This window comes from Streptomyces johnsoniae (assembly GCF_031845565.1).
GTDB lineage: Bacteria > Actinomycetota > Actinomycetes > Streptomycetales > Streptomycetaceae > Streptomyces > Streptomyces johnsoniae.
Map to the genome: position 1 here is coordinate 1 of NZ_JAVREV010000031.1, position 20,897 is coordinate 20,897.

The following is a 20,897-nucleotide window of genomic DNA, read 5'->3' on the forward strand; positions in this document are numbered from 1 at the left end:
GCTACCGGCGCCTGTCACCCCGCTACGAGCGTCATCCCCGCAACTACCTGGCCTTTCTCGGTCTCGCCGCAGCCCTGTGCTGCTACAAACGCCTCCGCCGACTCACCACATAGGACACGGTCTAAGTCACCCGACGCAACTCGTCGAAAAGCGTGCTGACATCGTCCACCACGAGTTGACGGGCAGCGCCGTCCCACTCGGGGCGGGCCCAGAACTCCGGCTGCGTCGCCGAAGCAAGGACCACCGACGCGCCGAAGTGGTCCGCCAGCCCGCGCAGGGCGCTCAGGATCGGCGCGAGCAGCCGGTCGGGAAGCGCCTGCACCTCGTCCAGCACGATCACGGACCCGGCCAACCGATGCAGCTTCCGCATCGCGGCCGGGCGGTGGGAGAACAGAGACTGGAACAACTGCACCGTCGTGGTCACCACCACCGGAGCATCCCAGTTCTCCGCCGCCAACCGCGCCCAGGGATCGGCGACTTCTTCCTCCAGGTCGGCGGAGCTGTGATGCTCAAGTACCACCGGGCCGCCGGGCCCGCCCTCGCGTGGGTCCAGCAGATCACGGTAAACGGCGGCGTTCTGCTCGGTGATGCTGATGAACGGGACCGCGAACACGATCCGCCCCATCCGGTGCCGGGCGGCATGGCGGAGCGCGAACCCGGCCGACGCCAGCGTTTTCCCTCCCCCCGTCGGCACATGAAGCACATATAGCCCCGGCTCCTGCTCGGCAGCGGCAAGGGCCTCCTCGTACACCCTGCTGCGGATGGCATCGACCCGCGACGGCTCTCGCCCCTCCAGGAACTCCGCCCGCCGGGTCTCGAAACGAGCACCGAGCACCGCCATATCGGCGTCCACCGCGACGCGCGGCGTTCCGGTCCCGTCAAAGTGGGCAGCGGTGTCGAGGTAGTCGGCGTCCACAAGACAGCTGAACAGCATCCGCACCAGCAGGTCCTTGCCCAGGCCCCGCTCACGAGCGGGCAGCTCCCCCAACCATGCTGGCAGGGCCAGGCGTTGGCGAGGAAAGATCTCGGGAACGAGGGCGGAAACGGCCTGCACGGCCTCCCGGGCGTTCCTGGCGTCGGCGTCTGTCCCGGACCGCACGTTGTCCACGACTTCCGCGACCTTGTCACGCCCGCGGAGACCACCGTGATGCCCGTGCACGACTGCGGCAAGCATCTTGGAGGTGTACTCGCTCGCCAGCCATGCCCCCGCGTCCTTGTGCGGGATACCGACAGGCTTACCGTTGGTCTCCGCGTGCTGGATCAACGCATGCTGCCAGGCACAACATCCCTTGCCAACGTCGTGGACAAGCGCCAGATACCCCGCCAGCTCAGCCGCGCCGAACACACCACCGAAGCGCCGCGCCAACGCGGCTGTCCCCCGCAGGTGCTCAGCCAACCTATGACGAACCCCGGACATCGCACACCGACTGTGCGCGTACAACTCCCTACCGGTCACCTTCACCCCCCGCGTGCGTAACTGTACGACTACGCGGAGCCTCTGGGGCTTCTTTCGAGGGGCTTGCTGATAATCGAGTCGGAGTCGCCGAGGACGGTGTATAGAGCCCGGCGCACGGTGAGGACGCGATGGGCAGGCTCACCGCAGGACCCGCTCGATTCGCGAAATCGGTCGCGCTCCTCGGCGTTCCAGGCAAGCGGCCATCATCCCCCTGTTACTCATCGACGACCTCGCCCCCGCGTTGCAGCGCCCACCCACCCAAGAACTCGGCCGCGTGCCACGACCAGTTACTCACTTACTTGCCGTGACCCTCGGCCGTCCCGGAGGACGGCCGCCATGCTGCTCGTTCCACCGCTCGCAGAGCTGGTCGTTGCGATCCTCGGTCGTCCCGGAGGACGGCCGCCACTGGTGGAGCCAGTACCGCAACGCCCTCACCCCGGAGGTTGCGATCCTCGGTCGTCCCGGAGGACGGCCGCCACCTGGCGCCGCAGACCTACGCCATCGCCCGCGCGGTGGTTGCGATCCTCGGTCGTCCCGGAGGACGGCCGCCACTCGATCGGCGGGCGCTCGCCGCGCTCCACGGAGTTGAGGTTGCGATCCTCGGTCGTCCCGGAGGACGGCCGCCACCCGGGGGGCACCGCCCTGTGGTTGCCAATTCTCACCGTTGCGATCCTCGGTCGTCCCGGAGGACGGCCGCCACGCCTGGTCCAGCAGTCCTACCGAGCCGACGGCATCGTTGCGATCCTCGGTCGTCCCGGAGGACGGCCGCCACCCCATCGCCGCGGGTTCTTGTGCCCAATTGGGCACAAGTTGCGATCCTCGGTCGTCCCGGAGGACGGCCGCCACTTCGCGGCGCACCCCGAGCACGTGCTCGGCAGGATCGTTGCGATCCTCGGTCGTCCCGGAGGACGGCCGCCACCGACGACGGTCGCGCCGCGCTGCTCGGGTCCGGGCTGTTGCGATCCTCGGTCGTCCCGGAGGACGGCCGCCACGCGACCCCGACCCGCTCATCTCCATCACCCTCGACGTTGCGATCCTCGGTCGTCCCGGAGGACGGCCGCCACGGCCTTTGAGCTGAAGTGATAGCACACAGTCGACCGACCATCACCTGCATATTGGCCGACATCACGCCCATCTCCGACATTCAACTTCGGTGCGACCCGCGTGTCGCGTGTGTGCTTGAGGTTCCGAACCACCACGGCCCGGCGCCCAGTTGCTCGGTGTGATTTCGCAGACTCGATGGAACTCTATCTCGGCCGCCCCGCGCTTGAAGGGTCTCAGTCGAGCAGGCCCCAGGCGTCGCCGAAGTCGCGCGCGCCGCCCAGAAGGAAGCCGTGGGGAAGGCACGACGGTTCGAGAGCACGGGTTGTTTCTCCGACTTGCCCCCGGCCGGTCGCGCCACCGGCGCACCGTGCCTGACCAGGCCAGACACCGAGGCGGCGGACGAGTCGGCCTGTACGCCGGGTTCTGTCGCCCCGTGGCCTTGCGGCGTGCGGGGGAGGCGGCCATCCATCTGGGGCCGGTGTTGCCACCGGTCTCGTGCGGTCCACCCGCGGACTCGGGCGGGCAGCCCTCAGTCGTCCGCGCAGGGCCCTTGCGGGCCCCTCTTGACCTTGCTCCGGGTGGGGTTTACCAAGCCGCCCAGGTCACCCTGGGCGCTGGTGGTCTCTTACACCACCGTTTCACCCTTACCGGGTGGCCGTGGCCCCCGGCGGTCTGTTTTCTGTGGCACTTTCCCGTGGGTCGCCCCAGGTAGGTGTTACCTACCACCCTGCCCTGTGGAGCCCGGACGTTCCTCGGCGGGATCGTGGAGATCCCGACGCGACCGCCCGGCCGGCTCGTCCGCCGTGCGGTCCAGTCTACCCGTGGCCAGCACGGAGCCGCACAGGATCAGCACGAACGCGGCCAGGACGGTGCCGGTCAGCGGCTCGCCCAGGAACGTGACGCCCGCCGCGACCGCGACCGCGGGGTTGACGTAGGTGAACACCATCGCGCGGGACGCGCCGGCCTCGCGGATCAGCTCGAAGAACACCAGGAAGCCGAACGCCGTGCAGATCACGCCGAGTCCGGCGAGCGCTGCCAGCACCTCGGCGTCGGGCATGCGCGCGGGCCAGGTGGCCGCCGCGGGGACCGCGTAGCAGGCCGCTGCCACGGCCAGGCAGCCCGCGGTCAGCGGAAGGGTGGGCACGTCGCGCAGGTGGCGGGCCGCGATCAGGGGCGCGGCGGCGTAGCCGAGGGCGGTGAGCAGCACCTCGGTCACGGCCCACGGGCTGCCACCGTTCACCTGCGGTGCGGCCAGGACGGCCACGCCCGCCAGGCCCGCCGCGAGGCCGGTCCAGCGCAGGGCGCCGAGGCGTTCGCGGTCGCCCGTCAGCCGGGCCAGCAGTACGGCGACGATGGGGACGGCGGCGATCAGCAGGCCGGCCATGGAGCTGCTGAGGTGGCGTTCGGCGTCGGACAGCAGCCACCAGGGGCCGATGATCTCGCAGGCGGCGAACGCGAGCAGCGGGCGGCCGTGCCCGCGGAGCGCGCCGAGGCGGGACAGCGCGAACGGGAGCAGCAGCAGCGCACCGGCCGCGGTGCGGGCGAAGACGAGGACGGGGACGGAAACGCCGTCCACCGCCACCTTGATCAACAGGTAGGGGATGCCCCAGATGACGCTCATCAGGGCGAAGAGGAACCAGGCGCGCGGTGACATGCGCACAGCGTCAGCGAACGGAACGGCCGCCGTCTTGAACGCTGTTGCGGTAGGCGCCGGGCGTCACGCCGAGCACGCGGCGGAACCAGCGGGTCAGGTGCGCCTGGTCGGCGAAGCCCACGTCCGCCGCCGCGAGGGCCGGGCTTCGCCCGGCGTCTAGCAGGGCGCGGGCCCGGTTGACGCGGTGCTGGGCGAGCCAGGCGAAGGGCGGCATGCCCGCGCTGTCGCGGAACGCGCGCAGCACCTGGTAACGGGACAGGCCGAGGTCGGCGGCGATCTCGCCGAGAGTGGGCGGGTTCCGCAGCTGGTCGGCGAGCCGGGCGCGCACGGCGCGGGCGACGCGTTCTCCGGCACCCCCGTCGCGCCCGCCGCGCGGCGCGTGCGCGGGCGGCGCGCCCGCGTGGCGGCGCGCCAGGGTGGCGAACGCCCACACCAGTCCGGATTCCGCGGCGTGCCGGTGGCCCGCGGCGGCGGCGCGGTGGGCGCGGGCGAGAGCGGCGGCGAGACCCGGGTCGCGGAGAACGGGTTCGGGGAAGTGCGGGCGCGCGCGGAAGCCTTCGGCGAGCAGGGCGGTCGGCGGGTACAGCACCCGGTAGGCGAAGCCGGTGCCGTCGGCGGGCGCGCCGGTGTGCGGTTCGCCGGGCTCCAGCACGACGACGGTGCCGGGGCCCGCCAGGTGGTGGGCGCCGCGGTAACGGATGGACTCCAGGCCGTCGGTGCACACCCCGACGGCGAACTCCTCGTGCGCGTGCGGCGCGTAACGGTGCTCGGTGAAGCGGGCGGTCATCAGGTCCAGGGGGCGGGCGCCGGTGAGCGCGAGGCGCGTCCAGGTGGCGTGGTCCATGACGGGCAGTGTCCCCTGGCCCCCGGCGGGCTGCCGTACGCTGCTGTCCGTGTGGGTACTGCTGCCGCCGTCCGAGGGGAAGGCCGAGGGAAGCACCGGGGCTCCGGTGGACCTGGGCACGTTGTCGCTGCCAGGGCTGACCGCCGCGCGCGAGCGGATGCTGACGGAGTTGACGGAACTGTGCTCCGGTGACCCGGAGAAGGCGCGCGAGGTGCTGGGCCTGAGCGAGGGGTTGCGCGGGGAGGTCGCGCGCAACGCCGCGCTGCGTGCGGCACCGGCCCGCCCGGCGGGCGAGATCTACACCGGGGTGCTGTTCGACGCGCTCGGCCTCGCCTCGTTGAGCGCCGCGGCCAGGCGCAGGGCGCGGGCGTCGCTGCTGGTGTTCTCCGGGCTGTGGGGCGTGGTGCGCGTCACCGACCGCATCCCGGGCTACCGGTGCCCGGCGGGCGTGCGGCTGCCGGGGACGGGCACGCCCGCCGCGTTCTGGCGCGGGCCGCTGGCCGAGGTGCTGCCCGCGGAGGCCGGACGGGGCCCCATCCTGGACCTGCGGTCCGCGGCGTACGCGGCGATGTGGCGGCCCGACGCGGACACCGCCCGCCGAACGGTCACGGTGCGCGTCCTCCTCTCACGCATCGTGAACGGGACGGAGCAGCGGTCAGTGGTCAGCCATTTCAACAAGGCGACCAAGGGGCAGTTGCTGCGTTCGCTGCTGGAGGCGGGCCCGCTCCCCCGCACACCGGCCAAGCTGACCGGCGCGCTGCGCGACCTGGGGTGGCGCGTGGAGGAAAGCGCGCCGGGGCGGCTCGACGTGGTCATCACCGACGTCGCCCCGTGATCGCCCATGTCGGGCCATCACCAGCTTTCCTCTCCCCGCGCCAGGTCCCGGTGCACCGGCTGCAACCCCTCCGGCAGGTCCTCCAAGGTGCACCAGCGCGCCTCCAGGATCTCCATCGGGTCGAGCCGCAACGTGCCGCCGGTCAACTCCGCCTCGTAGGCGACCTCCAGCCGGAGCCGGTAGCCGCTGCGCAGCCGGACCAGCCGCCCGGGAACGACCTCCAGGCCCGTCTCCTCCCTGACTTCGCGCACGACCGTCTGCCGGAAGTCCTCGCCCTTGACGGCGAAACCGGTGGGGAACCCCCACTGCCGCCCCTCGGGCCACAGCCGGTGGCGCAGGAGGAGCATCCGCCCCTCCCCGTCCCTGACCACGCCGGTCACCCCGACCATGAACTTCGCGTGCGCCAGCCAGAGCACCCGCCACTGAACGGGGCCGCGGATCATCCGCCACAGGCGGGCGACAAGTCGCTTCACGAAGTGCTTCCTTCTGCTTCCGGGGCGTCAACGTCCTCATCATGAACGGTGTGGCCGCATCAGCCCGCGCGCCCCGGCCGCTGTCCGCACGGCACGCGAGCCTCAGCCCGGCGGGCCGGTCACGGAATCCGCCGGGGATCGACCATCCGGGCGGCCCACAGCACCGTGGCCCTGGCGACGGTCAACGAGTTGCCGCCGCCGAAGAGGAGGCGCTTGCCGCCGCCGGCGAGCGCGGTCATGTCCTCGACGACGAACGGCCGCCCGCCAATCATCACCTGGTCGCCCCTGCGCACGGTACCCGCGTCTATCTCCACGGACACGACGACACCGACCTGGCCCTGTGGCGGCCTCACCGGACCACCGCCGACACCGCCGGTAAACGTTAAACGGTTCATCTGTCCCCCTTGAGGGTGAAAACGAGACTCTTCCCGGTGGTAGTCCGTTCCGTGCGCCAGTGGGCGGCCAGCACACCGAGGAGTTCGAGCCCGCGCCCGCCCTCATCCAGCGCGTCGGCCATCCGCGCCGCGGGCAACGCGCTTCCTCCGTCGTGCACTTCGACCTGCACGCTTCCGTCGGCGAGCGAGGGCGAGTGGCACAGCACGTAGAAGTCGGCGCCGTTCGAATGAAGGACGGCATTGGTGGCCAGCTCCGACACCAGGAGTGCCACCACACCGGAGTCGATCCACGGGAACGGGGAGTACGCCTCCACCGCTGTCCGCCTGGCCTGCGCCACGGCCCGTGGCTCACACCGGTACCGTCCGACGGCGAGAACGTGCCCGCGCTCATGCATCACCGCTCCTCCACGACCGCGCGCGATCAAGGACTACGCACGGCACACGACTTGCGCCGCAGCGTGCACACCCGGAGTGTGATGCGTAACCACGTGCGTACGCAAGTCTGTCCGCGCGGATTCCTCCGAACGTGGTTTGGCAAGATTGGCCGAGCCGCTACGCTTCCGGTGTCAGGACCCGTTCATCCGCCCGTCGGGAGGCAGTTGTGTCGGCGAGCGTCAACACCAACGCGCTCCAAATCCTCCGCGACCTCGGCAACGAGCTGCGCAACGTCCGCCTCGCCGCCGGCTTCGCCTCGCAGGTGCTCGCGGCGAAGAAGCTGAAGTGCTCACAGAACAAGGTCAGCTACATCGAACGCGGCAAGCGCTGGCCGGACGACGCCCTCCTCCGCCGGATGTTCGACCTGTACGGCGTCGAGGAGCCGAAGCGGGCCGAGATCAAGGCACTGATCCGGGCGGGGAAGTCCATCAGGAAGTCATGGTGGGAGGCGAGCGAGTACCGGGAGGTCTTCAGCGGGGCGAGCATGCAGCTGTTCCCGCTGGAGGACGCGGCAGAGCGGTCGTTGACCCACTCCGGGACCTACATCCCCGGCCTGCTCCAGACCAGGGCCTACACGACGGCTCTCGTTTCATTCGGCCAAAAGGATGAGAGCGCAAGGCATCGCGAGATTTTCATCGATACGCGGATGAAGCGTCAGGACGTTCTCACACGCCAGCGCCCCCTGATCCTCCATGCGACGTTTCTGGAAGCCGCCCTGCGGGCCGTGGTCGGTGGCCCGGAGGTCATGCGGGAGCAACTTGCGCAAATGCGATCGGCGGCGCGCCGCCCCAACATCACCTTGCGGGTGATCCCGTTCGCAGCGGGAGGTCCCGCAACCTTGGGCGCGCCATTCACGTTGCTCGACTTCCCTGGCCCGGCGGACAATCGGAGTGTCGCCATCCGCGAGACCTCACATTCGGACGAGATCATGGAGGAGGTGGCCACGGTTCGGGCCATGCGCCGGAGATTCGCCGACCTCACGAAACATGCCCACAGCCCTGAGGGCACCGTCCACCTCATCGAAGAGATCGAGAAGGAGCTGTCATGAACGAGAAGAACGACCTCTATTCCGCACCGCTCGACGGCGAGTGGATCAAATCAAGCCGCAGCACCACCAACGGCGATGCCTGCGTGCGGTTGATGAAGATCACCGGCGGCGTCGCCATAGACGACTCCAAGTCCCCCCACCGCGAACCACTCCGCTACACCCCCACCGAACTCGCCGCCTTCATCCAGGCCGCCAAAGCAGGCGAGTTCGACCACCTCATCGACGACACCGAGAACTAGGGACATCCTGTGCACGACGATGAAGACACCCTCTACTCCGCACCGCTCGACGGCGAGTGGATCAAATCAAGCCGCAGCACCACCAACGGCGATGCCTGCGTGCGGTTGATGAAGATCACCGGCGGCGTCGCCATAGACGACTCCAAGTCCCCCCACCGCGAACCACTCCGCTACACCCCCACCGAACTCGCCGCCTTCATCCAGGCCGCCAAAGCAGGCGAGTTCGACCACCTCATCGACAGCTGACGCAGGCCCGGGCGCCTTTACGGGCCGGGGTCTCCGGCGGCCTGGGCCGCCGCCGCCACCTCGGCCCGTCTCGCCTCTGCCGCCTGGCCCGTGAAGGTGGCGAGCAGCCGAAGTGCCTCGCTCCGGTGTTCCCTTGCCTCGTGCGCGGTCCCCTGCCGGGTCAGTGCCGTGGCGAGATGAGCCAACGAAAGTGCCAGTGACCAGGAGTCGTCCTTGCTGCGGAACGCGGCGGCTGCCTGTCGGTGAAAGGCCACCGCGTCCTCCGTTCGTCCGAGGAACAGATACGTCTCGCCTGTCGCGTCCCAGGCGCTCGCCTGGAGATCGGAGCGGCCCACGCGCTGGAACAGGACCGCGGTCTGCTGAAGGAGGTCCAGCGCTTCGGAACCGCGTCTGCGGGCCAGGGCGACCCGTCCCAACTCCAGGAGCGCAAGCGCCTGGAATAATGTGCCGTCGGCCTCGCCCGAAAGGGCCAGCGCCCGTTCCGCCGTCTCTTCGGCCAGCGCGTACCGCCGCAGACGCCGGTGGACGGCGGCGAGCAGAGTCAGAGCTTCGGCCCACTCCAGCTGTTCCCCCTCGTCGGCAAGCAGATCAGCCGATCGCTCAAGCAGCGTTTCCGCCCGGTCGAGGTCGTCGCGCTCCAGGTGCGCCCAGCCGAGGTTGCGGGTGAAGGCACCGACGTAGACAGGCTCGTTGAGCTCGTGCGCCCCTTCCAGCGCCTGTTCGAAGCAGATTGCCGCCTCGTCCGTGCGGTGGGCGAGCATATGGGTCACCCCCAGGCCGTTGGCGGCTCGCACGCGGCCGAACGAGTCGCCCAGTTCCCCGAAGGCTATGAGCGCGGCGTCGAAATGCTCTGTGGCCTCGGCCAGTTGGTAGAGATGCCGATAGGCAATGCCCAGGTTGTCGAGGGTAACCGCCTCTCCGTACCTGTCCCCTGCCCGGCGGGCCGAGGCAAGCGCCACCTGCTGGGCGGGCAGCCACGTGCCGGCCAGCTCACGGTCCGCGATGATCATTGTCAGGACGGCGGGGAGCTGCCAGGCGATACGTTCCATACCTGTCGCGCTCGCGGTGCTGACAGCGGCGATGAGGTTATCGCGTTCGGTCTCGTACCAGGCGATGGCGGCCTTGCCGTCAGCAAAGGCGGCGGGCACCACGCCGTCGTCCAGGGATTCGAGGGTCACCGGAAGCGTGTAAGAGTTCGAGCCCGCCCGCGCTGCCGCAGCGGCGGAGTGCACGTACCAGCCGAGGACTCGTCCCAGAGCCGCGTGCCGTGCCTCCGCCGGCTCCTCGCGCCGTGCCTGCTCGGCAGCGAAGGCACGCAGCAGGTCGTGGAACTGGTAACGGTCGTGACCGCACTCCTCCAGCAGGTGCGCGCCGGCCAGGGTGTCGAGGTGGCGCCGGGCGCGAACCGGGGTGGCACGGAGCAGCGCGGCTGCGGCCTCCACTCGGAAATCGGGTCCCGGATGCAGTCCGAGCAGGCGGAAGCAGCGAGCCACCTGCGGGGCGAGCGCGCGGTAGGACCAGCCGAACACCGTACGCACCGCGTCCGCTTCGTCGTCATCCGACCCGCCGGTCGCGGACAGCGCATCCCAAAGTCCGGACTCGTCCCGCAGTTCCGCGATCAGATCGCGCAACGCCATGTGCGGTCGCCCGGCGGCTCGTTCGGCCACGATCCGGAGGGCCAGCGGCAGTCCGGCGCACAGACGCGCCAACTCGGCCAGCTCTGCTTCATCGTCCTCGGGGCGGTACGCGGCCATGACGGTGCGCATCAACCGGATGGATTCGTCCTGCGAAAGGGTCTCCACACTCACACGGTGTGCCCCCTCCCGTGCCACCAAACCCGACATGCGGGTACGGCTCGTGACGGCCACCAGACAATGGGCGGAGCCCGGCAGAAGCGGCCGGATGGAAGCCGCCGTCGCAGCATTGTCCAGCAGTAGGAGCACCCGACGCCCAGCCGTCACAGAACGGAACAACTCCGCTCGTGGCTCCTCACCCACAGGAATCTGTTCTACCGGCACGTCCAACGCGCGCAGGAAACGTCCGAGAACCTCCCCGGCGGCCACCGGCGGAACGGGATCATATCCGTGGAGATTGACATATAACTGGCCATCGGGAAACCGGTCCTTGATGCGGTGTGCCCAGCTCACCGCAAGCGACGTCTTGCCTGCCCCGGCCGTTCCGACGACGGCAATGATGCGCATGGCCGCTGCGCTCCGATGCGCACTGGATTCGGCTCCCGCAAGTGTGTCCAGGGATCGTAACTCGGCGACCCGGTTGACAAAACCGGCCACGGGACTGGGGAGCTGCGCCGGGCGCACCCTCGGCGCGAATGCCGAGGCATGGAAATGCACACCACCGCTGACCTGGCCGGTCTGCACGACGTTACCCGCCAGACCCGGCAGTTCGTTGCGAATGCCACCAGGAGGGTCGCATTCCGCTTCCTGATCTTGACAACTCTGGCTCTCCGCCACGTATCCTCCTGTCACATGCCCACCAGCGCCAGACGGACGTACCCAGGGACGGATACACCGAACCCAGGCGTTTTATCCCTGGGTGTCCAACCAGCCAGATCCGACTGGCCAGATCCACACGCTGCACTTTCCCTCATTTGTCTCACCACACTCCGCAAAGTCGCCCGGGCAGTACGATCGTCAGAGGCCAGGGGCACCTTCCCCCTGCGGCGTGATTCGCGAGTCCGGAGAATGAGTGGTGATCATGAAGGTTGCATTCGTGGGCGGTTCCACCGGCCAGGGCGGTTCGCCACGTCTATACCGCGACGAGGTGAGCGGCGACTTCATCGTGCAAGGCTATGTGATCAACGATCCGGTCGATCTCGCGCAGATGAATGTTCCTGACGGGGAAACCGTCGTGCGGGTGCCGGCTTCTCTGTTCGCCCATCTACCGAAGGATTTGTTGGATGGAGTCTCTTGACTCGGCGGGCTGGGCCAGGATGTTCAACTCGTGCCGGGAATCGGCATGTCACCTGGAGATGCGCGACCACTACGCGGTGGCCGAGGAAGAGGCCGACATCGCCAAGTGGCGGGCCGGGGACTGGGGACCCGAGCAGGATGCGGCGAGCAAGGCGGGTTGGCTCGATCTGATGCGGGCCACCTCGGCACGCGGGGTGCGGCTCCGCCGGGCCCGTATCGTCTCCGAACCGGTCACCGAATACATCCGTTTCGAGCACGAGGGCACCCCGCAGAACGTCGCAGCCGGTGAAGAGGTGCGCTGGCTGCCGCGCAGCAGGGCATCGGGGCTGGCTCTGCCCGGTAACGACTGCTGGATCTTCGACAGGACGACGGTCCTGTTCAACCACTTCACCGGGGACGGCGGCTGGGTCGGTAACGAACTGACCACAGATCCGCGTGTCGCTCTGCTGTGCGCCGAGGCGTTCGAGTCGGTCTGGGAGCTCGGCATCCCCCACGACACCTACGTGCCGCGGTGACCAACCGCCGGGAGACCGATGAACCCAGGACGATGTCGACCGGCCTGCGTATCGCAGTGATCTCCTCAGGACCCGAGGAGTTCTCCACCATCCATGCGGCGTGCACCGATGCGGGCCACGTGCCGGTCGCCTACTTCTACGGCCGCTCGCTCCGCCCGGGCGGCCCGCTCCTCGACGGCGCGGGACAGACGGCGGCTTCGATTCTCCCGGCCGTTCCGGCGAAGACGGACCTGCTCCTTCCGGGAAGCATGAGCGGTCTCGCTCTCGCCTTGGCGGGCTACCGGCCCGACCTGCTGGTCGTCTTCGGCTTCGCCTGGCGGCTCCCGCCGCACGTGCTGGCGATCCCGCGGCTCGGAGCGCTCAACATCCATGTCTCCATGCTGCCGAAGTACCGCGGCCCGGCGCCCCTGCTGTGGGCGATCCGCAACGGTGACCCAACGGGCGGGATCACCGTGCACTGGATGGACGAGGACTTCGACACCGGGAACATTCTCGCCCAGCGGGACGGTATCCCGCTCGCCGACGACATCAGCTGGGCGTCCTACTGCACCGATGCCATGCCCGTTGTCCATGGGCTGCTGCGCACCGCCCTTGAGCGAGCGGCGGCCGGCGAGGCCGGCGAGCCGCAGGACGAACGCAGGGCCACGTACGCGGGGTTCATGGAGGCCGCGTTCTCCCGCGTTCAGTGGTCCGACAACGCGCGCACGATTCACGACCAGGTGCGGACGCACCGCTTCATGCGCACGCCCGACGGGCCGGTCGCCCGGCTCGGCGACACCTGGCTGCGGCTGATCCGCACCAGTCTCGAACCGGCCGTCGGTGGGACGCGGGTCACCTGCGGTGACGGTAAGCCGCTGTGGATCACCGAGTCCGAGCCAGTGGAACGGGGCGGCGTCCGCTGCTAGCGCAGGTGCGCCGTGTCGTTGAAACGGCGCACGCTGGCGTTTCCGTCGGGCCAGTAGGCCACTTCCGACAGGGCGGCGGGGCTCAGCTCCATCCGGAACATGGCCTGCGGGGGCGCCCCGAGGGCCAGCCGCAGCAGGGTCTTGACCGGCGTGACGTGGGTGACGGCGAGGATGGTGCGGCCCGGGTTGCGGGCGATGGTCTTGTCGCGCGCCAGGGCGACGCGGCGGGCGACCGCGGTGAAGCTCTCGCCGCCGCCGGTCGGCTTCGCCCCGGGGTTCGCCAGCCAGGCCGCGAGGTCGTCGGGGTGGCGCTGCTGTACCTCGGCGAACGTGAGCCCCTCCCAGGCGCCGAAGTCGGCTTCGGTGAGGCCCGGTTCGTAGCGAACGGGCAGGCCGAGGCGCGCCGCGACCACCTCGGCGGTGGTGCGGCAGCGGGTCAGCGGCGAGCTGACGACGGCCTGCACGCCGCCGGCCGCGGCGAGCGCCTCGGCGGCGGCCTCGGCCTGCGCGAGGCCGGCCGGTGACAGGTCGGGGTCGTCGCCGCCGCTGCCGGAGAACCGCTTCTGCGCGGTGAGCGGCGTCTCGCCGTGCCGCAGCAGCAGGAACGTGGTCGGGGTGCCGACCGCGTCGCCCCAGCCCGTCGACGGCGGCGCGGGATCGGGGGAGGGGTCGGCCTCGGGGGCGGAGGGCGCCGGGGCGGGCGGCACGGCCTGCGGCCGCGGCCGCCAGGGCTCGCCGCGCCGCCCGGCGTCCATCGCCTCGTTGGCGAGCCGGTCGGCGTGCTTGTTCCGTTCGCGGGGAATCCACTCGTACCGGACGGCGCCGGACGGGAACACCCGTCCGGCCTCCATGGCGAGCGGGCGCATGTCCGGGTGCTTGATCTTCCAGCGGCCCGACATCTGCTCGACGACCAGCTTGGAGTCCATCCGCACGCGCACCGCGGCCCCGGGGTCGACGTCGTGGGCCGCGCGCAGCCCGGCGATCAAGCCGCGGTACTCCGCAACGTTGTTGGTGGCGGTGCCGATGAACTCCGCGGTCTCGGCCAGCACCTGCCCGGTCGCGGCGTCGCGCACGACGGCGCCGTAACCGGCCGGGCCCGGATTGCCCCGGGAGCCGCCATCGGCCTCGACGATGAACTCGCCCATCACAGCCCGGACTTGGGGGTGCGGACGAGGATACGGCGGCAGTTCTCGCAGCGCACCACGGCGTCGGGGGCGGCGGCCCGCACCTCGTTCACCTCGGTGATGTTCAGCTCAAGGCGGCAGCCCTCGCAGCGCCGCTGGTAGAGCTGGGCGGCGCCGACGCCGCCCTGCTGCTCGCGCAGCTTCTCGTACAGCTTCAGCAGGTCGGCGGGAATGGCGGTGGCGGCCTCGGCGCGCTCGGTGCGGACCGAATCCGCCTCGGCGTCGATCTCCCGGAGCGCGGCGTCGCGGCGGGCCGCCGCGTCGGCCGCCTTGGTCTCCAAGCCCTCAAGCGCGGCGGACAGTTCCTTGGCCCGGGCCTGGGCGGCCTCGTGGCGCTCCATGATCTCCAGAACGATCGTCTCCAGGTCGTCCTGGCGCCTGGCCAGCGAGGTGATCTCGCTCTGGAGGCTCTCCAGGTCCTTGGGGCTGGTCACCTTGCCCGAGTCCAGGCGCTGCTGGTCGCGGGCGGCGCGCTGCCTGACCTGGTCGACGTCCTGCTCGGCCTTGGTCTGTTCCCTGGCGGTGTCGCTCTCCTCGGTCTGTGCGGCGACCAGCAGGTCGCGCTGCTGCGCCAGCTCGGCGTCCAGCGAGCGGATCTCGGCGTGCTCCGGCAGCTTGTCACGCCGGTGCGCGAGCTGGGTGAGCCGGACGTCGAGGGCCTGGACGTCGAGCAGGCGGATCTGATCGGCGGGGGCGGCGTTCAGTTGGGGGCTCCTTCGCTCGCACGCGGGGCGGTGTGGTGGGTGGTCCAGGGGTCGGTGACCCGGCGGGACACGTGGGTGCGCAGGCCCCAGCCGTGCCGTTCGGAAACGGCGTCGAGCTGGGCCGCCGCCTGCTCGCACCAGGGCCATTCCGTCGCCCAGTGCGCGGCGTCCACCAGGGCGAGCGGGGAGTGCTCGCGCGCCTCGGAGGCGGGGTGGTGCCGCAGGTCGGCGGTGAGGTAGGCATCGACGCCCGCCGCACGTACTTCGGCGAACAGACTGTCGCCAGAGCCGCCGCAGACGGCCACGGTGCGCACGGTCCTGTCCGGGTCGCCCGCGGCCCGCACGCCCTGCGCGGCGGCGGGCAGCCGCTCCGCGGCAAGCGCCGCGAACTCCCGCAGGCTGAGCGGCCGGTCGAGCGCGCAGAGGCGCCCGAGGCCCCGGCGGCCGGACGGATCGTCCGGGTCGGGAACGAGGGGCCCGGTGACGCGCAGGCCGAGCGCGGCGGCCAGGGCGTCGGAAACGCCGGGGTCGGCGCGGTCGGCGTTGGTGTGCGCGACGTACAGCGCGACTCCGTTGCGGATGAGGGTGTGCACGACGCGGCCCTTGAACGTGTCGGCCGCGACCGAGGTGGTGCCGCGCAGGTAGAGGGGGTGGTGCGTGACGAGCAGCCCGGCGCCGAGCGCGACGGCTTCGTCCGCGACTTCCCGCACCGGGTCGACGGCGAACAGCACCCGGTCCACCCCGGCTCCGGGGTCACCGCACACCGGCCCGACCGCGTCCCAGTCCTCGGCCCGCGCGCGGGGCCATAGGGTGTCGAGGGCGTTGATCACGTCGGAGAGTACGGGCACGGGGCCCAGGCTACCTGCCCGGAAGGGCCCCGGGAGCGGTGCCGGCGGAGTTGGACTCCACCGGCACCGCAGACCCCGGTTGATCTTGTGAATCCGGCAGCGGTCACCCTTATGTATGAAGCCGGGCAACGTCAGTTGTCCGGTGCGGAGTGCGAATCTAGCGTCCTCGCTGGAGGTGAGCGACATATGACGGCCCGACCGGCGTTACTGCCCGTGCCGCTGACGATCGCGGCCGGAGGTGCCTACGCGGCCCGGCTGATCGCCGGCTACGGCGACGGCGGATGGTGCCCGGAGCGCTGGACGCTGGACGGCCCCGAGCCCTATGCGGTGCGGCTGCCCGGCGCGCAGCCGGAGGAGGCGGACACCCCGCTCCAGCCGCTCGCCGACGGGCGGGTCCTCATCGCCCGCCGCGCGGACGGCCGTTACCACTTCACCCTGCTCTACCCCTCCACGCCAGACACCGGTGAACTGTCCCTGGGCGCCGTCGAGTGCGAACGGCTGACGCTGCTGCCGCCGCCCCCCGGCGGGAGCCGGGTGTACGCGCTCGCGCCCCGCGAGGACGCGACGGCGCTGTGGCTGGTGTGCGGCGGGGCGTTCGGGCCCGAGCTGGTGACGGTGCTCGCGGGGCAGTGCGCGGGCGGCGCGTGGCTGGACCAGGAGGGGCGGCTGCTCGCGCTGGACCGCACCGACGACGCCGGTTGCACGCGCACGGTGACCGTCGACGTGGAGCACGGCGGCGAGCCGTCCGAGCTGCTGCGCATCGCCGAGGACAGCAACGACCGGCTGCTGCTCGCCGATCCGGACAGCGGGCTGCTGCTGGTGTCCTCCGACGCGCCCGGCACGGAGCGCATCGGGTGGGGGGTGCTGGGCAGCCACCGGCCGGTGCGCTTCCCCGAGGCGCTGCACCCGGAGGGGGTGCGGGTGACGCCGTTCGCGATGCAGCCGGGCCAGGTGCTGCTGCCGGAGAAGTGCGCGGTGGCGCTGCGGATGACGACGAACGTGGCGGACTGGGTCGCGGTGTGGCGCCCGCAGCAGCGTGAGCTCCAGCACTTGGGCGTGCCGGACGGGTGGCTGGCCGGGTCGGGGCTTTGGACGGTGGACGGGCAGCTGCTGCTGCCGTACGCGGCGGAGCACACGCCGTGCGGCCTGGCCAGGATCGACGTGCCCGTGCTGCCGCCCGCGGAGCCGGGCCAGCCGGCCGGAACGCCGGAGCCCACCGCGCAGGAACCGCCGGCCGGGACCGGCGAGATGCCCGAAATGCCCGATCTGCCGGAACGGGACGCGGCGCCGGAACCGGAGACGCCGCCGGAACGGGCCGCGCCGCCAGAACGGGACGCGTCGCCGGGACCGGAGACGCCGCAGGAGCCGCGGGACGAGGTGCGGGACGAGCCGCGGGACAAGGTGCGGGACAAGGTGCGGGAGGCGGGTGCGGTGGCGCCGCCCGTGCCGCCACCGGTCGCGGTGGCCAAGCCCGTTCCGCTTCAGCAGGCGCCGCTGGCCAAGCCCGGCTGACCCGTGGCGGCCGACCCCGCCGCGCCGCGTTCGAACGTATGGTGCAGCATGGAGTGACCCAGGGGACCACAGGGGGACGAATGGGCGAGGACGTCTTCGCCGCCTTCGAGGCCGCGAAGGGCTTCATGCCGGCGGACGAGGGCCGTGCGCTGCACGCGGCGGCGGCCGAGGCCGCCGCCGCGCTGCGCCTGCCCCTGCTGGAGATCGGCAGCTACTGCGGCCGTTCGACACTGCTGCTCGCCGACGCCGCCCGCCGGGCGGGCACCGTCGCGGTCACGGTGGACCACCACCGCGGCAGCGAGGAGCAGCAGCCGGGGCAGGAGTTCCACGACCCCGAGCTGGCCGACCCGAGCGCCCCCGGCCGCATGGACACGCTGCCGCACTTCCGGCGAACGCTGGCGGACGCGGGTCTTGAGGAGTACGTCGTCGCTGTCGTCGGGGGGTCGCCGCAGGCCGCGGCGGCACTCGGCGGGGGCGGCGGCGGGCGCTTCGCGCTGGTCTTCATCGACGGCGGCCACACCGACACCCACGCGCGTGCGGACTACGAGAGCTGGGTGCCGCGGCTGGCCGCGGGCGGGCTGCTGGTCATCCACGACGTGTTCCCCGACCCGGCCGACGGCGGGCAGGCGCCGTACCGTATCTGGCGACGCGCGGTGTCGTCCGGGCGGTTCGCCGAGGTGTCCGCGTGCCGGTCGCTGCGCGTCCTGAGACGGACGGCGGCCGACGCCGCGGATGGCTGACCGGTGCTCACAGGTCACGGTGACATCACAAGCGTGTCGCGTGGGAAACAGTACGCCCACCCACGGGGACCGGCCGGGCCGCCATCCGTACGATGGGGCCTTCCGGTGTCTGACCAGACCATGACGACGAGAACGACGAAGGATCTGACGTGAACAACCGCTCGCTCTCCCGAGGCGATGCAGCAGTGATCGGAGCAGCGGTCCTGCTCTTCATCTTCTCTTTCCTCGACATCCGCAAGATCGACGCCGGTGACTACGGCAGCGAGAGCTTCAACGGCTGGGATTCCACCTTTTTTCCGGTGCTGCCCTCCATGTTCCTCGCTGGGGTCATCGGCGCCGGTCTCATCGTCGGCTCGAAGTTCCTGCCCCAGCCGGACCGCGAGTTCCTCGGGCTGAAGCTGAACCAGTGGGGCATCGCGCTGTCGGTCACGTCCGTCTGGGCCGCGCTCTGGACGTTCATCGGTGGCCCGGAGGGCTACGACGCCGGCATCGGGCTGATCCTCGGCTTCTTCGCCGCGCTGCTGCTCGCGGGTGCCGCCGCGGCGACGCCGATGATCCCCGCGCTCCAGCTGCCGCTGACCGGCGGCCCGAAGCCCCCCGCGGCGCAGCAGCCGTACGGCGGTCAGCCGGGCTACGGCTACCCCGGTGGCGGCCAGCCCTCGTACGGCGGTCAGCCGGGCCAGCCCGGCCAGCCCGGGCAGCCGGGTCAGCCGGGTCAGCCGGGTCCTGGCCAGCCGGGCATGTCGCACCAGCCGACGCAGGCCGTGCCCGCGGCGCAGGGCGGCGCGGACCCGAACTTCCAGCCGTTCTGGTTCGCGGTGCCCGCCGCGCGCCCGCTGTACGGCGAGGACGGTTCGCCGACTCCGGTGGCCGAGCTGGCGCCCGGCACCTGGTACCTGGCGGTCGAGCAGCGGGGCCAGGCCCTGGTGGCGCAGACCCAGGACGGGCGCCGCGGCGTGCTCCAGGACACCGCGGGGATTCAGCGCGGCTGATTCCGTCTTCCGGCTCGCGGCCCGGTCCGGCAGCTCAGGCTGCGGGGCCGGGCCGTGGCCGTTCTGGCTGTTCCCGGCCCGGGTTACCGGCTCAGGTGCCCGCGCGGCAGCAGTCGGGGGCGAGGCCGCGGGGCAGCCGCTCGCCGCCGAAGACGGCGCGGGTGGCCTCGTCGCCGGTGAGGGCGGCCACGGCGAGGAGCACGGCGCCCGCGGTCCAGGTCGTCAGTTCGGCGGGCCAGAGCGCGTCGTCCGGGTAGACGTAGCCGGTCCAGTACATGCCGTCGCCGTCGCGCAGGTGGCTCATCGAACGCAGCACGCCGACGGCGCGGGCGGGCTGGCCGGCTGTCCACAGGGCGAGGGCGAGTTCCGCGGTCTCGCCGCCGGTGACCCAGGGGTTGTCCAGGACACAGCGGACGCCGAGCCCGGGGACGACGAAGTCGTCCCAGTGCCGGGCCAGCCGCTTGGCCGCGGCCGAGCCGCGCACCGCGCCGGCCAGTACCGGGTAGTACCAGTCCATGGAGTAGCGGGACTTGTCGAGGAACCGCTCCGGGTGGCCGCGCACGGCGTGCCCGAGGCGGCCGGCCGCCAGCTCCCAGTCGGGCCGGTGGGCGCCGTCCAGTGCGGCGAGCGCGAGGGCGCAGCGCAGGGCGTGGTAGCCGGAGGCGGAGCCGGTGAGGAGGGCCTCGGACACGGCGCTGCCGTCCGGGTCGCGGCGCCAGCCGAGCTGGCCGCCGTCCTGCTGGAGGGCGAGCACGAATTCGGTGGCGGCGTGGACGACGGGCCACATGCGGCGGCGGAAGGGCTCGTCGCGGGTGGTGAGGTAGTGGTGGAGCACGCCGACGGCCGGGTAGGCGCAGAAGTTGCTCTCCTTCGCCAGGTCGGTGGGGCGTGCGGCGTCGCCGTCGGCGTAGGCCGCGTACCAGGAGCCGTCGGGGTTCTGGTGGCGGGCGAGCCAGTCGTAGGCGGCGGCGGCGCGTTCGTGCTCGCCCGCGGTGTCCAGGGCCATGGCGGCCTCGACGTGGTCCCAGGTGTCGAGGTGGTGGCCGCGGTACCAGGGGATGGCGCCGTCGGGGCGCTGGACGGCGGCGATGCCCGCGGCGGTGGCGGCGGCCTCGGTCGCGGTGAGGACGCCGGGCAGGGCGAGGCGCCCGGTGCGTTCCGGGCTGGTCACGCCGAGGCCGTGCGGGGCTTGGTGGCGTAGGCGACGAAGCTCTTGCCGAGCAGCGGGTTGAGGGCGCTCTCCGCGGCGCGGGTGGCGAGCGGCCGTTTCATGAGGTCCCAGACGAGCAGCTTGTGGTAGGCGCGAACGGGCCAGGCGGTGTCGTTGTCGACGCCGAGCGCGCATTTGAGCCACCAGTAGGGGGCGTGGAGCGCGTGCGCGTGGTGGCTGCCGTAGGGGCGCAGGCCGGCCTCGCGCAGCCGGCCGAGGAGCTGGTCGGCGCGGTAGATGCGGATATGGCCGCCCTCGACCTCGTGGTAGGCGTCGGACAGGGCCCAGCAGACGCGTTCCGGGCCGTGGCGTGGCACGGTGACGGCGATGCGCCCGCCGGGGCGCAGCACGCGGACGGCCTCGGCGAGCAGCCCCTTGTCGTCGGGTATGTGCTCCATGACCTCGGAGACGATCAGGGCGTCGAAGGTGTGGTCGGGGAACGGCAGGGCGAGGGCGTCGCCCTCGACGGCCGCGGCGGCTGAGCCGGCCGGGGCCTCGCCCGCCTCGCGCATGGCGGCGAGCCAGCCGGCGGTGGTGCGGACCTCGTCGCGGTCGCGGTCCAGGGCGACGACGCGGGCGCCGCGCCGGTAGCACTCGAAGGCGTGCCGTCCCGCGCCGCAGCCCAGATCGAGGACGCGGTCCCCCGGGGCGAGGGGGAAGCGGGTGAAGTCCACGGTGAGCACGCGGG

Annotated in this window: 21 protein-coding genes, 1 other RNA gene, 2 pseudogenes and 1 CRISPR repeat array; of the genes and pseudogenes, 11 read left to right on the plus strand and 13 right to left on the minus strand. The window is 71.6% G+C overall.

Translation table 11 applies throughout. The annotated features are described in order from the left end of the window. Positions 1-113 (plus strand): annotated as a pseudogene (locus RM779_RS32675) (IS5/IS1182 family transposase); the annotation flags it as partial. Positions 114-121: 8 nt separating this feature from the next. Here RM779_RS32675 and RM779_RS32680 read toward each other — a convergent pair. The 4 genes and pseudogenes from RM779_RS32680 to RM779_RS32695 form a co-directional block, all read right to left on the minus strand. Then, positions 122-1,396, minus strand: coding sequence for a CRISPR-associated endonuclease Cas3'' (locus tag RM779_RS32680; protein ID WP_311621428.1), 1,275 nt, complete (start codon positions 1,394-1,396; stop codon positions 122-124). Positions 1,397-1,757: 361 nt separating this feature from the next. Further along, positions 1,758-2,520: direct repeats of the CRISPR family, unit length 37 nt; unit sequence GTTGCGATCCTCGGTCGTCCCGGAGGACGGCCGCCAC. A 376-nt stretch (positions 2,521-2,896) separates the two neighbouring features. After that, an RNA gene (rnpB, locus tag RM779_RS32685) (RNase P RNA component class A) lies at positions 2,897-3,297 on the minus strand. A gap of 86 nt (positions 3,298-3,383) precedes the next feature. Beyond that, positions 3,384-4,154 (minus strand): annotated as a pseudogene (locus RM779_RS32690) (DMT family transporter); the annotation flags it as partial. A gap of 10 nt (positions 4,155-4,164) precedes the next feature. After that, positions 4,165-4,998, minus strand: a complete 834-nt coding sequence (locus tag RM779_RS32695; protein ID WP_311621429.1) for a helix-turn-helix transcriptional regulator — start codon at positions 4,996-4,998, stop codon at positions 4,165-4,167. 49 nt (positions 4,999-5,047) lie between these two features. Between RM779_RS32695 and yaaA the strand changes: the two genes are divergently transcribed. Then, positions 5,048-5,833 (plus strand): peroxide stress protein YaaA, encoded by a 786-nt coding sequence (yaaA, locus tag RM779_RS32700; RefSeq protein WP_311621453.1) that lies wholly within the window; start codon positions 5,048-5,050, stop codon positions 5,831-5,833. A 17-nt stretch (positions 5,834-5,850) separates the two neighbouring features. Here yaaA and RM779_RS32705 read toward each other — a convergent pair whose 3' ends face one another. The 3 genes from RM779_RS32705 to RM779_RS32715 all read right to left on the minus strand — a co-directional run bounded on the left by RM779_RS32705 (position 5,851) and on the right by RM779_RS32715 (position 7,096). Then, complete coding sequence (locus tag RM779_RS32705; protein ID WP_311621430.1) at positions 5,851-6,306, minus strand: NUDIX hydrolase; 456 nt, start codon at positions 6,304-6,306, stop codon at positions 5,851-5,853. A 119-nt stretch (positions 6,307-6,425) separates the two neighbouring features. Then, the gene (locus RM779_RS32710; protein ID WP_311621431.1) at positions 6,426-6,659 is read right to left on the minus strand and encodes a hypothetical protein; all 234 of its coding nucleotides are present in this window, start codon (positions 6,657-6,659) and stop codon (positions 6,426-6,428) included. Between the two features lie 38 nt (positions 6,660-6,697). Then, entirely contained in the window at positions 6,698-7,096 is a 399-nt protein-coding gene (locus tag RM779_RS32715) for an ATP-binding protein (RefSeq protein WP_311621432.1), read from the minus strand. Between the two features lie 206 nt (positions 7,097-7,302). Between RM779_RS32715 and RM779_RS32720 the strand changes: the two genes are divergently transcribed. From RM779_RS32720 to RM779_RS32730, 3 genes are read left to right on the plus strand one after another with little or no spacing between them, the layout of a single operon-like run. Beyond that, on the plus strand, positions 7,303-8,184 hold the full coding sequence (locus RM779_RS32720) for a helix-turn-helix domain-containing protein (protein WP_311621433.1): 882 nt from the start codon (positions 7,303-7,305) through the stop codon (positions 8,182-8,184). Next, entirely contained in the window at positions 8,181-8,423 is a 243-nt protein-coding gene (locus tag RM779_RS32725) for a DUF397 domain-containing protein (RefSeq protein ID WP_311621434.1), read from the plus strand. The genes RM779_RS32720 and RM779_RS32725 overlap by 4 nt, the downstream gene beginning before the upstream one ends. Positions 8,424-8,432: 9 nt before the next feature. Continuing rightward, positions 8,433-8,669 (plus strand): DUF397 domain-containing protein, encoded by a 237-nt coding sequence (locus RM779_RS32730; protein WP_311621435.1) that lies wholly within the window; start codon positions 8,433-8,435, stop codon positions 8,667-8,669. A 17-nt stretch (positions 8,670-8,686) separates the two neighbouring features. On the opposite strand, the gene RM779_RS32735 is transcribed toward RM779_RS32730, so the two are convergent. Continuing rightward, the gene (locus tag RM779_RS32735; protein ID WP_311621436.1) at positions 8,687-11,140 is read right to left on the minus strand and encodes an ATP-binding protein; all 2,454 of its coding nucleotides are present in this window, start codon (positions 11,138-11,140) and stop codon (positions 8,687-8,689) included. A 244-nt stretch (positions 11,141-11,384) separates the two neighbouring features. Between RM779_RS32735 and RM779_RS32740 the strand changes: the two genes are divergently transcribed. From RM779_RS32740 to RM779_RS32750, 3 genes are read left to right on the plus strand one after another with little or no spacing between them, the layout of a single operon-like run. Then, the gene (locus RM779_RS32740) at positions 11,385-11,600 is read left to right on the plus strand and encodes a hypothetical protein (RefSeq protein ID WP_311621437.1); all 216 of its coding nucleotides are present in this window, start codon (positions 11,385-11,387) and stop codon (positions 11,598-11,600) included. Beyond that, positions 11,587-12,114 (plus strand): DUF6879 family protein, encoded by a 528-nt coding sequence (locus tag RM779_RS32745; protein ID WP_311621438.1) that lies wholly within the window; start codon positions 11,587-11,589, stop codon positions 12,112-12,114. The genes RM779_RS32740 and RM779_RS32745 overlap by 14 nt, the downstream gene beginning before the upstream one ends. A 32-nt stretch (positions 12,115-12,146) precedes the next feature. After that, positions 12,147-13,019, plus strand: coding sequence for a methionyl-tRNA formyltransferase (locus tag RM779_RS32750; protein ID WP_311621439.1), 873 nt, complete (start codon positions 12,147-12,149; stop codon positions 13,017-13,019). Here RM779_RS32750 and RM779_RS32755 read toward each other — a convergent pair. From RM779_RS32755 to RM779_RS32765, 3 genes are read right to left on the minus strand one after another with little or no spacing between them, the layout of a single operon-like run. Continuing rightward, complete coding sequence (locus RM779_RS32755) at positions 13,016-14,164, minus strand: bifunctional RNase H/acid phosphatase (protein WP_311621454.1); 1,149 nt, start codon at positions 14,162-14,164, stop codon at positions 13,016-13,018. The two genes, RM779_RS32750 and RM779_RS32755, sit on opposite strands and share 4 nt — an antisense overlap. Continuing rightward, complete coding sequence (locus RM779_RS32760; protein WP_311621455.1) at positions 14,164-14,907, minus strand: zinc ribbon domain-containing protein; 744 nt, start codon at positions 14,905-14,907, stop codon at positions 14,164-14,166. The genes RM779_RS32755 and RM779_RS32760 overlap by 1 nt, the downstream gene beginning before the upstream one ends. Further along, positions 14,904-15,755, minus strand: a complete 852-nt coding sequence (locus RM779_RS32765) for a Nif3-like dinuclear metal center hexameric protein (RefSeq protein WP_311621440.1) — start codon at positions 15,753-15,755, stop codon at positions 14,904-14,906. Before RM779_RS32765 ends, RM779_RS32760 begins: the two co-directional genes overlap by 4 nt. A 186-nt stretch (positions 15,756-15,941) precedes the next feature. Here RM779_RS32765 and RM779_RS32770 point away from each other — a divergent pair, with 186 nt between their 5' ends. From RM779_RS32770 to RM779_RS32780, 3 genes are all read left to right on the plus strand, one after another. Next, a complete protein-coding gene (locus RM779_RS32770; RefSeq protein WP_311621441.1) occupies positions 15,942-17,267 on the plus strand; it encodes a hypothetical protein in 1,326 nt (441 codons plus the stop codon). Positions 17,268-17,347: 80 nt separating this feature from the next. After that, positions 17,348-18,007, plus strand: a complete 660-nt coding sequence (locus RM779_RS32775; RefSeq protein ID WP_311621442.1) for a class I SAM-dependent methyltransferase — start codon at positions 17,348-17,350, stop codon at positions 18,005-18,007. A gap of 149 nt (positions 18,008-18,156) precedes the next feature. Continuing rightward, entirely contained in the window at positions 18,157-18,999 is an 843-nt protein-coding gene (locus RM779_RS32780) for a DUF5336 domain-containing protein (protein ID WP_311621443.1), read from the plus strand. Between the two features lie 91 nt (positions 19,000-19,090). On the opposite strand, the gene RM779_RS32785 is transcribed toward RM779_RS32780, so the two are convergent. Together RM779_RS32785 and RM779_RS32790 are read right to left on the minus strand one after the other, a co-directional pair. Beyond that, the gene (locus RM779_RS32785) at positions 19,091-20,170 is read right to left on the minus strand and encodes a prenyltransferase/squalene oxidase repeat-containing protein (protein WP_311621444.1); all 1,080 of its coding nucleotides are present in this window, start codon (positions 20,168-20,170) and stop codon (positions 19,091-19,093) included. Continuing rightward, positions 20,167-20,892: a class I SAM-dependent methyltransferase gene (locus RM779_RS32790; protein ID WP_077061730.1), complete on the minus strand. Its 726-nt coding sequence runs from the start codon at positions 20,890-20,892 to the stop codon at positions 20,167-20,169. The genes RM779_RS32785 and RM779_RS32790 overlap by 4 nt, the downstream gene beginning before the upstream one ends. Between the last annotated feature and the right edge of the window lie 5 nt (positions 20,893-20,897).

Excerpts from the sequence above, each read along its gene's own strand:
- RM779_RS32715 (WP_311621432.1), bottom strand. The coding sequence starts at position 7,096 with ATGCATGAGCGCGGGCACGTTCTCGCCGTCGGACGGTACCGGTGTGAG.
- RM779_RS32745 (WP_311621438.1), top strand. The coding sequence starts at position 11,587 with ATGGAGTCTCTTGACTCGGCGGGCTGGGCCAGGATGTTCAACTCGTGC.
- RM779_RS32740 (WP_311621437.1), top strand. The coding sequence starts at position 11,385 with ATGAAGGTTGCATTCGTGGGCGGTTCCACCGGCCAGGGCGGTTCGCCA.
- RM779_RS32695 (WP_311621429.1), bottom strand. The coding sequence starts at position 4,998 with ATGGACCACGCCACCTGGACGCGCCTCGCGCTCACCGGCGCCCGCCCC.
- RM779_RS32770 (WP_311621441.1), top strand. The coding sequence starts at position 15,942 with ATGACGGCCCGACCGGCGTTACTGCCCGTGCCGCTGACGATCGCGGCC.
- RM779_RS32725 (WP_311621434.1), top strand. The coding sequence starts at position 8,181 with ATGAACGAGAAGAACGACCTCTATTCCGCACCGCTCGACGGCGAGTGG.
- RM779_RS32775 (WP_311621442.1), top strand. The coding sequence starts at position 17,348 with ATGGGCGAGGACGTCTTCGCCGCCTTCGAGGCCGCGAAGGGCTTCATG.
- RM779_RS32755 (WP_311621454.1), bottom strand. The coding sequence starts at position 14,164 with ATGGGCGAGTTCATCGTCGAGGCCGATGGCGGCTCCCGGGGCAATCCG.
- RM779_RS32750 (WP_311621439.1), top strand. The coding sequence starts at position 12,147 with ATGTCGACCGGCCTGCGTATCGCAGTGATCTCCTCAGGACCCGAGGAG.